18 protein-coding genes are annotated in these 13,249 nt (G+C 69.1%); 1 reads left to right on the forward strand and 17 read right to left on the reverse strand.

Annotated elements, in window-relative coordinates; genetic code table 11:
* The first annotated feature begins 18 nt into the window (after nt 1-18).
* Nucleotides 19-798 carry an ROK family protein gene (locus ATL41_RS05225; RefSeq protein WP_098457529.1) on the forward strand — a complete coding sequence of 260 codons (780 nt, stop codon included), beginning with the start codon at nt 19-21 and terminating at the stop codon, nt 796-798.
* A 220-nt stretch (nt 799-1,018) separates the two neighbouring features.
* On the opposite strand, the gene rplQ is transcribed toward ATL41_RS05225, so the two are convergent.
* The 17 genes from rplQ to ATL41_RS05310 form a co-directional block, all read right to left on the reverse strand.
* A complete protein-coding gene (rplQ, locus tag ATL41_RS05230) occupies nt 1,019-1,543 on the reverse strand; it encodes a 50S ribosomal protein L17 (protein ID WP_098457530.1) in 525 nt (174 codons plus the stop codon).
* Between the two features lie 62 nt (nt 1,544-1,605).
* On the reverse strand, nt 1,606-2,613 hold the full coding sequence (locus ATL41_RS05235) for a DNA-directed RNA polymerase subunit alpha (RefSeq protein ID WP_098457531.1): 1,008 nt from the start codon (nt 2,611-2,613) through the stop codon (nt 1,606-1,608).
* 165 nt (nt 2,614-2,778) lie between these two features.
* Complete coding sequence (gene rpsK, locus ATL41_RS05240; RefSeq protein WP_098457532.1) at nt 2,779-3,186, reverse strand: 30S ribosomal protein S11; 408 nt, start codon at nt 3,184-3,186, stop codon at nt 2,779-2,781.
* A gap of 76 nt (nt 3,187-3,262) precedes the next feature.
* Nucleotides 3,263-3,637 carry a 30S ribosomal protein S13 gene (rpsM, locus tag ATL41_RS05245; RefSeq protein ID WP_098457533.1) on the reverse strand — a complete coding sequence of 125 codons (375 nt, stop codon included), beginning with the start codon at nt 3,635-3,637 and terminating at the stop codon, nt 3,263-3,265.
* A gap of 174 nt (nt 3,638-3,811) precedes the next feature.
* A complete protein-coding gene (gene rpmJ, locus ATL41_RS05250) occupies nt 3,812-3,925 on the reverse strand; it encodes a 50S ribosomal protein L36 (RefSeq protein WP_098457534.1) in 114 nt (37 codons plus the stop codon).
* Nucleotides 3,926-4,006: 81 nt separating this feature from the next.
* Complete coding sequence (infA, locus tag ATL41_RS05255) at nt 4,007-4,228, reverse strand: translation initiation factor IF-1 (RefSeq protein ID WP_012867920.1); 222 nt, start codon at nt 4,226-4,228, stop codon at nt 4,007-4,009.
* A gap of 250 nt (nt 4,229-4,478) precedes the next feature.
* A complete protein-coding gene (locus ATL41_RS05260) occupies nt 4,479-6,884 on the reverse strand; it encodes a LuxR C-terminal-related transcriptional regulator (protein WP_098457536.1) in 2,406 nt (801 codons plus the stop codon).
* A gap of 456 nt (nt 6,885-7,340) precedes the next feature.
* Nucleotides 7,341-8,174, reverse strand: a complete 834-nt coding sequence (gene map / locus ATL41_RS05265) for a type I methionyl aminopeptidase (protein ID WP_098457537.1) — start codon at nt 8,172-8,174, stop codon at nt 7,341-7,343.
* Between the two features lie 13 nt (nt 8,175-8,187).
* Complete coding sequence (locus ATL41_RS05270) at nt 8,188-8,766, reverse strand: adenylate kinase (RefSeq protein WP_098457538.1); 579 nt, start codon at nt 8,764-8,766, stop codon at nt 8,188-8,190.
* Nucleotides 8,763-10,046, reverse strand: a complete 1,284-nt coding sequence (gene secY / locus ATL41_RS05275; protein ID WP_098457539.1) for a preprotein translocase subunit SecY — start codon at nt 10,044-10,046, stop codon at nt 8,763-8,765. Before secY ends, ATL41_RS05270 begins: the two co-directional genes overlap by 4 nt.
* A gap of 183 nt (nt 10,047-10,229) precedes the next feature.
* Nucleotides 10,230-10,757, reverse strand: a complete 528-nt coding sequence (rplO, locus tag ATL41_RS05280; RefSeq protein WP_098457540.1) for a 50S ribosomal protein L15 — start codon at nt 10,755-10,757, stop codon at nt 10,230-10,232.
* A 2-nt stretch (nt 10,758-10,759) separates the two neighbouring features.
* Entirely contained in the window at nt 10,760-10,942 is a 183-nt protein-coding gene (gene rpmD / locus ATL41_RS05285; protein WP_098457541.1) for a 50S ribosomal protein L30, read from the reverse strand.
* A complete protein-coding gene (gene rpsE, locus ATL41_RS05290; RefSeq protein ID WP_098457542.1) occupies nt 10,942-11,610 on the reverse strand; it encodes a 30S ribosomal protein S5 in 669 nt (222 codons plus the stop codon). The genes rpmD and rpsE overlap by 1 nt, the downstream gene beginning before the upstream one ends.
* Nucleotides 11,611-11,650: 40 nt before the next feature.
* Nucleotides 11,651-12,022 carry a 50S ribosomal protein L18 gene (gene rplR / locus ATL41_RS05295; protein ID WP_098457543.1) on the reverse strand — a complete coding sequence of 124 codons (372 nt, stop codon included), beginning with the start codon at nt 12,020-12,022 and terminating at the stop codon, nt 11,651-11,653.
* A 2-nt stretch (nt 12,023-12,024) separates the two neighbouring features.
* A complete protein-coding gene (gene rplF / locus ATL41_RS05300; RefSeq protein WP_098457544.1) occupies nt 12,025-12,564 on the reverse strand; it encodes a 50S ribosomal protein L6 in 540 nt (179 codons plus the stop codon).
* A 24-nt stretch (nt 12,565-12,588) separates the two neighbouring features.
* A complete protein-coding gene (gene rpsH / locus ATL41_RS05305) occupies nt 12,589-12,987 on the reverse strand; it encodes a 30S ribosomal protein S8 (RefSeq protein WP_098457545.1) in 399 nt (132 codons plus the stop codon).
* 76 nt (nt 12,988-13,063) lie between these two features.
* Complete coding sequence (locus ATL41_RS05310; RefSeq protein ID WP_098457546.1) at nt 13,064-13,249, reverse strand: type Z 30S ribosomal protein S14; 186 nt, start codon at nt 13,247-13,249, stop codon at nt 13,064-13,066.

Raw genomic sequence — 13,249 nt, forward strand, 5'->3', positions numbered from 1 at the left:
GGTCGGTACCGTGGCCGCATGGAACCCACGGCCCGCGACGTCCTGACCCTCAGCGTCGACTGCGGCGGTTCAGGCATCAAGGCGGGCGTGCTCGACGCGTCCGGCACGGCTCACGCACCCTCGGTGCGGGTCGAGACGCCGTACCCGCTCTCCCCCGATCGCCTCGTGCGCACGGTCGCCGACATCGCCCGGGGGCTGCCGTCCGCGTCCCGGATCAGCCTGGGCATGCCCGGCATGATCCGGCACGGCGTCGTCATCGCGACGCCCCACTACATCAACCGGGCCGGACCGCGGACGCGCCCCCTGCCCGAGCTCGTCGACGCGTGGCAGGGGCACGACCTCGCGGCGTCGCTCGAGCGGAAGCTCGGCATCCCAGCGATCGTCGTGAACGACGCCGAGCTGCACGGCGCCGGCGTCATCGCCGGTGCGGGCCTCGAGCTCGTCCTCACGCTCGGCACCGGCCTCGGTTCCGCCCACTACGACGGCGGGCGGCTCGCCCCGCACCTCGAGCTGTCGCACGCTCCCGTGCGCCGTGCAACGACGTACGACGCCTACATCGGCGAGCCCGAGCGGCGACGCCTCGGGGACGCGCTGTGGTCGCGGCGCGTGCTCCGTGTCGTCGAGGGGTTCGCGCCGGTCTTCCGGTGGGACCGGCTCTACCTCGGTGGCGGCAACTCGAGCCGCATCACGCCGCAGGTGCGCGACCGCTTGGGACCTGAGGTCGTCGTCGTGCCGAACTCCGCGGCACTCGTGGGCGGCGTCCGAGCATGGGCGCTGTGGGGCGAGGACGCGGACTGACCGACCCGACGGGCGACGTCGCGTGCGCAGCCTCCAGGACGGCGGAGCACCTGGCGACGCCCTGCACGCGGGAGCACTGGCGCGCCCTGCACGCCGGAGCGGGGGGCGCGCCCTGCACGCCGGAGCACGTGGCGCGCCCTGCACGGCGCACGCACCGCCCGGCAAACGACGAGGCCCGCGCACCATCGGTGCGCGGGCCTCGTTCGCAGAGGGGGAAGGCTCAGGCCTTCTCCTCCGTGGTCTCCTCGGCGGCGGGGGCGTCCTCGACGACCTCGGCGTCAGCCTCGGTGGGCTCCTCGACGACCGGCTCGGCGGGCTTCTCAGCCTTGGGAGCGGACTTCTTCGCAGCCTTCTCGGCCTCGCGGACGACAGCCTGCTTGGGGCTCACGGGCTCGGTGACGAGCTCGATGACCGCCATGGGGGCGTTGTCGCCCTTGCGCGGCGCGACCTTGATGATGCGGGTGTAGCCACCCTGACGCTCCGCCATCTGCGGCGCGATCTCGGTGAACAGGACGTGGACGACGCCCTTGTCCGTGATCGTGCGCAGGACGCGACGACGGTTGTGGAGGTCACCGCGCTTGGCGAACGTGATCAGACGCTCGGCCTCGGGGCGCAGGCGCTTGGCCTTCGCCTCGGTCGTGGTGATGCGACCGTGCTCGAAGAGCGCGGTGGCCAGGTTGGCCAGGATCTTGCGCTCGTGCGACGGGCTACCGCCGAGCCGCGCGCCCTTGGTGGGGGTAGGCATTGTTCTTGCTCCTAGAGAAAATGGGGGGCTTTCCGGCGCTCAGCGCGACGGGCGTGCCAGCGTCAGTACTGCTCGGTCTCGAAGTCGCCCTCGTCACCGTCGCTGTAGTCGACGGTCGACGGGTCGAAGTCCAGGGGGGAGTCCTTCAGGCCCAGACCCAGGCCCGCAAGCTTCTCCTTGACCTCGGTGATCGACTTGGAACCGAAGTTCCGGATGTCGAGCAGGTCGGCCTCGCTGCGGGACACGAGCTCACCCACGGTGTGGATGCCCTCGCGCTTGAGGCAGTTGTACGAACGGATCGTCAGCTGCAGCTCCTCGATCGGCAGAGCCAGGTCGGCGGCCAGCGCGGCGTCGGTCGGCGACGGGCCGATCTCGATGCCCTCGGCCTCGACGTTGAGCTCACGGGCGAGCCCGAACAGCTCGACGAGCGTCTTGCCCGCGGACGCGAGAGCGTCACGGGGCGAGATCGCCGGCTTGGTCTCGACGTCGACGATCAGCTTGTCGAAGTCGGTGCGCTGCTCGACACGGGTCGCCTCGACCTTGTACGTGACCTTGAGCACGGGCGAGTAGATCGAGTCGACCGGGATGCGGCCGATCTCCGCGTCGAACGTCTTGTTCTGGCTCGCGGACACATAGCCACGCCCACGCTCGACGGTCAGCTCGATCTCGAGCTTGCCCTTCTCGTTGAGGGTCGCGATGTGCAGCTCAGGGTTGTGCACCTCGACACCCGCCGGCGGCACGATGTCCGCGGCAGTGACGACGCCGGCGCCCTGCTTGCGCAGGTACATCACGACGGGCTCGTCGTTCTCCGAGGAGACCACGAGGTTCTTGATGTTGAGGATGATCTCGGTGACGTCCTCCTTGGCACCCGGCACCGTGGTGAACTCGTGGAGCACACCGTCGATGCGGATGGAGGTCACGGCCGCGCCCGGGATGGACGACAGCAGCGTGCGACGCAGCGAGTTGCCGAGCGTGTAGCCGAAGCCCGGCTCGAGCGGCTCGATGGAGAAGCGGGAACGGTTCTCCGAGATGACCTCTTCGGTCAGGGTGGGGCGCTGTGCGATCAGCACTGGTTCTGTCCTTTCAGTGCGCGTCCGCCATATGACGCGTCACAGACGAAGAGCCCCGGCGGGAAGCTTCCGGCCTGGGATTTCGGCATGGGTACTGGTGCCGCACCGTGGTGCGGCGTCAGGCCGCCGGCAGGGCGAGAGCCCTGACCGGCGGCCTGGAACCGATCACACGCGGCGGCGCTTCGGCGGACGGCAGCCGTTGTGGGCCTGAGGCGTGACGTCCTGGATCGAACCGACCTCGAGGCCAGCGGCCTGGAGCGAACGGATCGCGGTCTCGCGGCCGGAGCCCGGACCCTTCACGAAGACGTCGACCTTCTTCATGCCGTGCTCCTGGGCGCGGCGAGCCGCAGCCTCGGCAGCGAGCTGCGCGGCGAAGGGCGTCGACTTGCGCGAGCCCTTGAAGCCGACCTGGCCGGAGGAAGCCCACGAGATCACGGCGCCGGACGGGTCCGTGATCGAGACGATGGTGTTGTTGAAGGTGCTCTTGATGTGCGCCTGGCCGAGGGCTACGTTCTTCTTTTCCTTGCGGCGAGGCTTGCGCGCACCGGAGGCGGCGCGAGTCTTGGGAGGCATGTCTTTGATCTCTCCTGGTCTGAGGTAATCGGACCGCGCTGCGGGGCTCGGCCCCTGCGCGGACTGCTGCTACTGCTTAGCGGGCCTTCTTCTTGCCAGCCACGGTGCGCTTCGGGCCCTTGCGGGTACGCGCGTTGGTCTTGGTGCGCTGACCGCGGACCGGGAGGCCGCGGCGGTGACGCAGGCCCTCGTAGCAGCCGATCTCGACCTTGCGGCGGATGTCGGCAGCAACCTCACGACGGAGATCACCTTCGAGCTTGTAGTTGCCCTCGAGGAAGTCGCGAAGGGCGACGAGCTGAGCCTCGTCGAGGTCCTTGACGCGGACCTCCGGGCTGATGCCGGTCGCTTCGACCGCCTTCTGGGCGCGGGTACGGCCGACGCCGTAGATGTAGGTGAGCGCGATCTCGACCCGCTTCTCGCGGGGGAGGTCTACGCCGACAAGACGTGCCATGTGTGGCTCCTGTACTGCGTTCGGAGGTCTTCCGCACCATCTTCCCGCTGTTGCGGGCCCCGGCCTCCGAGCCGAGGGTTCGCGACGCCTAGAGGCGTTCGGTGGTGATGCGCTGGTGCCCCTGCTGGGGCAGATCTGCGGCGCGTGAGTGCACGTGCCAGCGGACAGGCTGTGTCAGCCCTGGCGCTGCTTGTGCCGCACGTTCTCGCAGATGACCTGGACACGGCCGTGGCGACGGATCACCTTGCACTTGTCGCAGATCTTCTTGACGCTGGGCTTGACCTTCATCGTGGTTCCTTCGCCGCCGTACGGCGGGCCGTCCGATCGTCGATCGTCCGGTGGCGCGCCGGCAGGTTGTCGGTGACGTGGTTACTTGTAGCGGTAGACGATACGGCCGCGGGACAGGTCGTACGGGCTCAGCTCGACCACGACCCGGTCCTCGGGGAGGATCCGGATGTAGTGCTGACGCATCTTGCCCGAGATGTGAGCGAGCACCTTGTGACCGTTGGCCAGCTCCACGCGAAACATCGCGTTCGGCAGGGCCTCGACCACGCTGCCCTCGATCTCGATGACACCGTCCTTCTTCGCCATATCCTCCGCTAACTCCTGGTTGGACATCCCACCCGGATGGATCACGCTCACGAGGGCCTAGAGGCACCTACGCACACGTCACCGCGGCACCGGGTCTGCTGGGTGGCATGCAAGACACATACCAACGCAACATCGTACGGCATCGAACAGGGCGGGTAAACCCGTCGAGGCCCTCCCAGACCCCATGCCGTGCGTCACAGCACACGTCCGCCCCGTGGGGCAGGGGCACCACGGGGCGGACGTGGGTCGGTCAGGCGCTGGGCGCCTCGATCAGCCCGCACTCGATGGCGCGCTGGATCGTCTCGGCACCCGAGTGCGTGCCGAGCTTGCGGTAGATCGACCGCAGGTGCGTCTTGACGGTGTTCGTCGTGAGGTACAGCCGCTTCGCGACCGCACCCAGCGAGTCGCTCACGGCGAGGGTCTCGAGGACCTCTCTCTCGCGCTCGCTCAGCTCCGCCACGACGGACGGCACCGGGAAGACGTCGGCGCGGACGCCGGCGTCGTCGAGCCGCGCGAGGACGTCCGCGAGCTCGGGGACGGACGGCACCATCGCCTCGAGCAGTGGGCGCGGGAGCGACGCGAACGGCTGGAACAGCTCGCTGTCCGCGGCGACGGCGATGGCCTCGCGCATCGCGCGGACCGCCTCGACCTCGCGACCGCGAGCGTTCTCGGCGAGCGCGGCCACGAGCTGGAGGCCGAGCCGCTGCCGTGCGGGCCGGTGCGTCGAGTGCGCACCCTGCGACGCGAGGAGCGCGGCACGGCCGTAGTCGCCAGCCATGAACGCCGTCCGGACGCGCGGGAGGAGCAGCCCGTCCGGGTCCCCCTCCCAACGGGTCAGCACGGCGCGTGCCCGCAGCACCTGCCCCATGGAGAGCAGCAGGTCGACACGGGCCGCGACGAGGAGCTTGGTGATCAGGTCGTCGGCCGGCAGCGCCGAGCTCATGGCCCACTGGCTCGCCTTCTCGAACTCCTCGAACTCCTCGTACTGCCCGCCCTCGAGCAGTGACAGCTGCGCGCGGGCCAAGGTCCCGAGAGACATCACCTCGGTGTCGCCGCCCGTCGCGTCGACGACGGCCGCGCGCGCGGTCGGCAGGTCGACGCCCGCGATCGCGGCGAGAGCCCGGGCGCTGGCGAGGATGGGAACCAGGTCCGCGACGTCCGCGGAGGACGACGCGGCGAACGCACGGTCAGCCTCGTCGATCCACGAGCGCGCGCCCTTGATGTCTCCCGTGACCGTCGCCGTGAGGGCTGCCCCGACGGCAGCGCGCGCCTCGGCGGCGACCACACCGATCGCGGCGGCCAGGCGGTGCGCGTCGGTGAACGCGGCGGTGGCCCCGTCGGTGTCGGTGCGCGCGAGGCGCGCGGCCCCGACCTCGCACAGGACCGCCGGGATGGCCGCGCGCACCTCAGGCGCCAGGTCGACGTACCGGTCGACGACGCCGCGTGCACGTTCACGCGCCGCGGGGGACGTGCCGGGACCGAGACCGGCGATGCGGCCGAGCAGAGGCGCGCCAGGGTTGCCGACCTTGTGGCGGTCGGACGCCCCGGACGCCTTCGCCTCGCTCGAGTAGTCCCTCAGGACGACCAGCCGCGGGCTGCGTGCGACGACGTCGACGGGCAGGCGGTCGACGAGCCGGAGCAGCTCGCTCTCCCCCTGCGCCGCGAGCATGTGCCACGCGCCCTCGACGCACTCGACGACCTCGTCCCACAGGCGCGCACGGACGAGATGCACGAGCGCCTGACCGGCGCGGCCCTGGTCGAGCAGGATCTCCGCGGAGACCCGCGAGAGCTCGCGGAACTCCTCGGGCGCCTCGCTGCGCAGTCGCTGCACGCACTCCCGGCGGACGGCGGGCAGGTGCGCGTAGACCGCCTCCTCACCAGAGCCGTGCACGCGCAGGAGGCCAGCGCCGAGGAGCGCGTCGATGTGGCCGTCGACGTCCTCCTCACCGCACACGCGGGCGGCGAGCGACCGCGTGAACTCGACGAGCACGGACGTGCGCGTGACGAAGTCCGCGAGCCCGGGCACGGCGAACTCGTCCCAGACACTGCGCAGGAACCAGCGTCCGGCGTCGAGGTTGAGCGCGAAGCCCGCCCCCGGCACCTGGTCCGCCGCCGAGCCGGCGAGGATCACCCGGACGAGCGCCGGCCAGCCGGCGGTCTCGTCGCACAGGGTCTGCGCCTCGTCGCGCCCGAGCACGATGCCCTGCTGTGCCGCGAGGCCCAGCACGTCCTCGACGCCGAGCGCCAGGTCGGCGGGCCGCAGGACGACCGAGTCGACGACGGCCGCACCGACGACCTCGAGGCTCGTGACGGTCCGCGTGCAGACGATCAGGTAGAAGTTCTCCATCGTCTGGACGAGATCGAGCAGGGACTGCTCGATCCCGAGGTGACCGAAGGTCTGCTCGAACCGGTCGAGGACGACGTAGACGGGACGGGTCCGGCGGCTGAGCAGCTGCACGACGCGCTCGCGCCCCCTGATCGCGGAGACGGGCGAGACCTTGCGCTGCGGACCTGCGAACTCTTCGAGCCTGGCGCCGAGGACGTCCCAGAACGCCTCGGTGCCGGGCCCGTCGACGAAGGACAGGACGTCGGTGCCGAGCCACAGCACGTCGACGTCGTCGTCCTGCATCGACCGCAGCCACTGTGCGGCGAGCATCGACTTCCCGAAACCGTGCGGAGCCCGGATGACCGTGAGCGGTTCCGGCCGGGCGAACCGTGCGAACGACCTGTGGGTCGTCGCGCTGGCCGCGTGGACACGCGGCAGACCCCTGAGATTTGCCCTCGCGGGCTGTCGTGCGCGATCTGCGCGCACGGGCAACTCAATAGACATGTGACAGACGCTCCCCCGAGACGTGACTGATGACTCGGTACAGCCCCGAACGGGGTACTCGTACCGACGGTCGTCACGATATGCGGAATCACCCCGGTTCAGACAGGGGGTTTAGACCATACGGGCGGGTGAAGTGGGGGGTGAGGCGTTGACGAGGGGTTAAGCGTCCTACCTGGTCAACAGCACCCTCGTCCGGGTGCGCCCGACTTGTTCCCGTTTGTCCGGGTTGCGAGGGTCGGGGGGATGTGTTCTAGACCCGCGCGTCCGCTGTCTCGCGTCGGTTCAGGCGCCGAGCGAGGCGACCTTGATGCCGCGCTCCTCGAGCTTCGCGCGACCGCCGTCGGCTGCGGTCAGGACCCACACGCCGTCCTCGAGGACAGCGACGGTGTGCTCCCAGTGCGCTGCGCGAGAGCCGTCGTCCGTGACGACGGTCCAGTCGTCCTCGCACACCTGGGTGAAGCGCTCGCCGCGGGTGACCATCGGCTCGATCGCGACGCACATGCCAGGGCGGACGCGGGGCCCGCGGTCGCGCACGCGGAAGTTGGGGACGTCGGGAGCCTGGTGCATGGCCGAGCCGATGCCGTGCCCGACGTACTCCTGGACGATGCCGTACGGGGCGTCGGGGTCGGAGGCGGCGCTGATGCTCTCCTCGACCGCCGCACCGACCTCGTGGAGGCGCTCTGCGCGGGCGAGCGCCGCGATGCCTGCCCACATCGCCTCCTCCGTGACGGCGGACAGCCGGAGGTCGGCAGGGTCTGCCTCCCCCACCAGCACCGTGACGGCGCTGTCGCCGTGCCAGCCGTCGACGATCGCGCCACAGTCGATCGAGACGATGTCGCCGTCCTGGATCAGGCGGTCCCCGGGGATCCCGTGGACCACCTCGTCGTTGACGCTGATGCATGTCGTGGCCGGGTACCCCTGGTAGCCGAGGAACGAGGACCGCGCGCCGCGCGCGGCGATCACCTCGGCAGCCACAGCGTCGAGCTCGGCGGTGGTCACGCCGACCGCGACCGCCGCCTGCACGGCGGCGAGCGCGTCGGCGACGACGAGCCCCGCTTCACGCATCCGCAGGATCTCGTCGATCGACTTGATCTCGATACGGTCCAGCCCGAACACGACGCCTCCTGGATCAGGCCAGGATCGACTCGATGGCCTCGACCAGCCGGGCCGTGACCTCGTCGATGTCACCGAGACCGTCGACACGGACGAGCGCGCCGTCCGCCTCGTACTCGGCGCTGACAGGAGCGGTCTGCTCCGCGTAGACCTCGAGGCGGTGACGGATCACGTCCTCGTTGTCGTCGACGCGCCCCTCGATCTCGGCACGCTTGAGGAGCCGCGCGACCACGGCCTCAGCGTCCGCCGTGATCTCGACGGCACCGTCGAGCTCGACACCGAGCTCCTCGAGGATCACCTTGAGCTCCGCGACCTGGGCGACGTTGCGCGGGTACCCGTCGAGCAGGAAGCCGTCGGCGACGTCCTCCTGGCCAAGACGGTCCCGGACCATGTCGTTGGTGACGGAGTCAGGCACGAGCTCGCCCTTGTCGGTGTAGCTCTGTGCCAGCTTGCCGAGCTCCGTGCCGCCCTTGATGTTGGCGCGGAAGATGTCGCCGGTCGAGATGGCCGGGACGCCGAAGCGCTCGGCGAGACGGACGGCCTGGGTGCCCTTGCCCGCTCCGGGCGGGCCGAGAAGGACGAGACGTGCGCTCAACGGAGGAACCCTTCATAGTGACGCTGCTGGAGCTGCGCGTCGATCTGCTTGACGGTCTCGAGGCCGACACCCACGACGATGATGATCGACGTGCCACCGAACGGGATGTTCGCACCCACGCCGAGCGCGAGGAACACCAGGGTGGGGATGAGGGCGACGAGCGCGAGGTAGATCGAGCCCGCGGACGTGATGCGCGTGATCACGTAGTCGAGGTACTCGGCGGTCGGACGGCCGGCGCGGATGCCGGGGACGAAGCCGCCGTACTTCTTCATGTTGTCCGCGACCTCGTCCGGGTTGAACGTGATCGCCGTGTAGAAGAAGGCGAAGAAGATGATCATCGCGATGAAGACCGCGAGGTACAGGGGCGCGCCCGGGTCCGCGAGGTTGCGGCCGACCCACACGACCCAGTCGGCGCTCTGGTCGCCGAACTGCGCGAGCATCGTCGGGATCGCGAGGATCGACGACGCGAAGATCACCGGGATGACACCCGACATGTTGATCTTGATCGGGATGTAGGTGCTCGTGCCGCCGTACATCTTGCGGCCGACCATGCGCTTGGCGTACTGCACCGGGATGCGGCGCTGCGACTGCTCGACGAAGACGATGAGGCCGACGACGAGGACGATCATGACGATCACGCCGAGGAGCTTCGACAGACCGTTGTTGGAGCCACCGATCGAGCCGAGGGCCGACGGGAAGCTCGCCGCGATCGACGTGAAGATGAGGAGCGACATGCCGTTGCCGATGCCGCGCTCGGTGATGAGCTCACCCATCCACATGATGACGCCGGTACCCGCCGTCAGGACGAGGATCATCAGCGCGGCGGTCCACCAGGAGTCGTCCTTGATCGGGTCGATGCCCGGGAGGAGCTGACCGGTGCGCGCGAGCGTCACGATCGTGGTGGCCTGCAGCACGCCGAGGGCGATCGTCAGGTAGCGCGTGTACTGGGTGAGCTTCGCCTGACCGGACTGACCGTCCTGGTGCAGGGTCTCGAACCGGGGGATGACCACGCGGAGGAGCTGGATGATGATGCTCGCCGTGATGTACGGCATGATCCCGAGCGCGAAGATCGACAGCTGCAGGAGCGCACCACCGCTGAACAGGTTCACGAGGGCGAGCAGGTCGTTGTCCCCCATGCTGTAGCTCTGCACGGCGCCGTAGTCGACACCGGGAGCCGGGATGAAGGAACCGACGCGGAAGAGCACCATCATCGCGATGGTGAACAGAATCTTCTTCCGCAGGTCGGGAGTGCGGAATGCCCGTCCGAATGCGCCAAACACCAGATCCTCCTGCCCCGCGTCCTGCGGGTGAGTCGCGCCGCCCAGGGCGACGTAGATGGGGGGCGACCACGAGTGGTCGCCCAGCGCACTCTAGCGTCCCCGAAGGACCCCGTGCGCGAAGTACCACGCATCAAGCACGACGGGGCCGGGTGTGCAGTGCACACTCGGCCCCGTCGACGGCTGTCAGCTGTCCGAGACGGACCCACCGGCGGCGAGGATCTTGTCCTTCGCCGACGCGGACAGGGCGTCCACCGTGACATCGAGCTTCACGGTGATCTCGCCGGTGCCGAGCACCTTGACGAGCTGCCCGCCACGAACCGCGCCCTTGGCCACGAGGTCCTCGACGGTGACCTTGCCACCCTCGGGGTACAGCGCGCCGAGCTTCTCCAGGTTCACGACCTGGTACTCGGTACGGAACGGGTTCTTGAACCCGCGGAGCTTGGGCAGACGCATGTGCAGCGGCATCTGTCCACCCTCGAAGCGGGTCGGGACCTGGTAACGAGCCTTGGTGCCCTTGGTACCACGACCGGCCGTCTTACCCTTCGACGCCTCACCACGACCCACGCGGGTCTTGGCGGTCTTGGCGCCCGGGGCGGGACGAAGGTGGTGGACCTTCAGGGTGCCGCCGGCACCCTCGGTCGCTGCCGGGGCAGCGGCCGTCTTCTTGGCAGCCGGCTTCTTGGCCGGAGCCTTCTTCTCGGCGTCAGCCATGATCAGTCGACCTCCTCGACGGTGACGAGGTGCGCCACCGTAGCGACCATGCCGCGAATCTCGGGACGGTCCTCCTTGACGGCGGTGTCACCGATCCGCTTGAGGCCGAGCGAGCGCAGCGTGTCGCGCTGGTTCTGCTTGCCGCCGATGGCGGACTTCTTCTGAGTCACCTTGAGACGTGCCATCATGCACCAACCTCAGCTGCCTGGGCGGCCTTGCCAGCCGCCTGTGCACGGAGGAGCGGCGCCGGAGCGACCTCCTCGAGCGGCAGACCGCGACGCGCTGCGACAGCCTCAGGCCGCTCGAGCGCACGCAGACCGGCCACCGTGGCGTGCACGATGTTGATCGCGTTCGAGGAACCGAGCGACTTCGACAGGACGTCGTGGATGCCGGCGCACTCGAGGACTGCACGCACCGGACCACCGGCGATAACACCGGTACCCGGAGCGGCCGGGCGCAGGAAGACCACGCCGGCAGCAGCCTCACCCGTCACGGGGTGCGGGATGGTGCGCTGGATGAGGGGGACGGAGAAGAAGTTCTTCTTCGCCTCCTCGACGCCCTTGGCGATGGCCGCGGGGACTTCCTTGGCCTTGCCGTAGCCGACGCCGACGGTGCCGTTGCCGTCACCCACCACGACGAGCGCGGTGAAGCTGAAGCGGCGACCACCCTTGACGACCTTGGAGACGCGGTTGATCGTGACGACGCGCTCGAGGAACGCGTTCTTGTCAGCTGCCTCGTTGCGACGGTTGTCGCGGCGACCGTCACGGTCGTTGCGACGACCGCCCTGGCGGTCGTTCTCGTTGCTGGCGCCGCCCGTGGGGGCGCCGGTGTTGCTGCGCTGCCCTGCAGCCATCAGTTCGTCCTTTGCTTCCGTGCGGAGATGGATCGCGTCGTCACAGGGTCAGACCGCCTTCGCGGGCCCCGTCGGCGACAGCTGCCACCCGGCCGTGGTACTTGTTCCCACCGCGGTCGAAGACCACGGTGTCGATGCCAGCGGCCTTAGCACGCTCGGCGACGAGCTCGCCGACCTTGCGCGCCTTGGCGGACTTGTCGCCCTCCAGAGCGCGGAGGTCTGCCTCGAGGGTCGAGGCGGACGCGAGCGTACGGCCGACGGCGTCGTCCACGACCTGGGCCGTGATGTGACGGGCAGAGCGCGTCACGACGAGACGGGGACGCGCGGCCGTGCCGGCGACCTTCTTCCGCAGGCGCAGGTGACGGCGCTTGCGAGCAACGGCGGTGCCCTTGCCCAGAACCTTGATCGCCATGGTCACTTACCAGCCTTTCCGGCCTTGCGGCGGACGTTCTCGCCGGCGTAGCGCACACCCTTGCCCTTGTAGGGCTCGGGCTTGCGGATCTTGCGGATGTTCGCTGCGACCTCGCCGACCTGCTGCTTGCTGATGCCGCTGACCGAGAACTTCGTGGGGCTCTCGACGGCGAACGTGATGCCCTCGGGGGCCGACACGGTGACCGGGTGGCTGAAGCCGAGCGCGAACTCGAGGTCCGAACCCTTCGCAGCGACGCGGTAACCGGTACCGACGATCTCGAGCTTCTTCTCGTAGCCCTCGGTCACACCGGTGATCACGTTCGCGAGGAGCGTGCGGGTGAGACCGTGCAGGGCACGGGACTCGCGCTCGTCGTTCGGACGGGTCACGACGAGCGCGCCGTCCTCGTCACGAGCGACCTGGATGGGCGCGGGCACGACGTGCTCGAGGGTGCCCTTGGGGCCCTTCACGGTCACGAGTGCACCGCTGATGGTGACGTCCACTCCAGCGGGAACCGGGACGGGAATCTTGCCAATGCGAGACATGGTGTTCTCCTCTCCGTCTTCCGGTTACCAGACGTAGGCGAGGACTTCCCCACCCACGCCCTTCTGTGCGGCCTGCTTGTCCGTGAGAAGACCCGAGGACGTGGACAGGATGGCCACGCCGAGCCCGCCGAGGACCTTCGGCAGGTTCGTGGACTTCGCGTAGACGCGGAGGCCGGGCTTCGAGATGCGGCGGACGCCCGAGAGGGCACGCTCGCGGCTGGAGGTGTACTTCAGCTCCAGGATGAGGGTCTTGCCGACCTGGGCGTCCTCAACGGACCAGCCGGCGATGTAGCCCTCGGCCTTCAGGATCTCGGCAATGTTCGACTTCAGCTTCGAGAACGGCATGGAGACCGTGTCGTGCTGAGCCGAGTTCGCATTACGCAGACGCGTGAGCATGTCTGCGATGGGATCGGTCATCGTCATTGTGGGCTTCAGCCCTTCCTCGCCGGGGTATCCACGACGTCCGCCTCAGCGGCGCCGCGGACCTGCGACGTAGTTGTTACCAGCTGCTCTTCGTGACGCCCGGGAGCTCACCACGGTGAGCCATCTCCCGGACGCACACGCGGCAGAGTCCGAACTTGCGGTACACGGAGTGCGGACGACCGCACCGCTGGCACCGGGTGTAGGCGCGAACCGCGAACTTGGGCTTTGCGGCAGCCTTGTTGATCAGGGCCTTCTTAGCCAT

The organism is Flavimobilis soli, assembly GCF_002564025.1.
Lineage (GTDB): Bacteria > Actinomycetota > Actinomycetes > Actinomycetales > Cellulomonadaceae > Flavimobilis > Flavimobilis soli.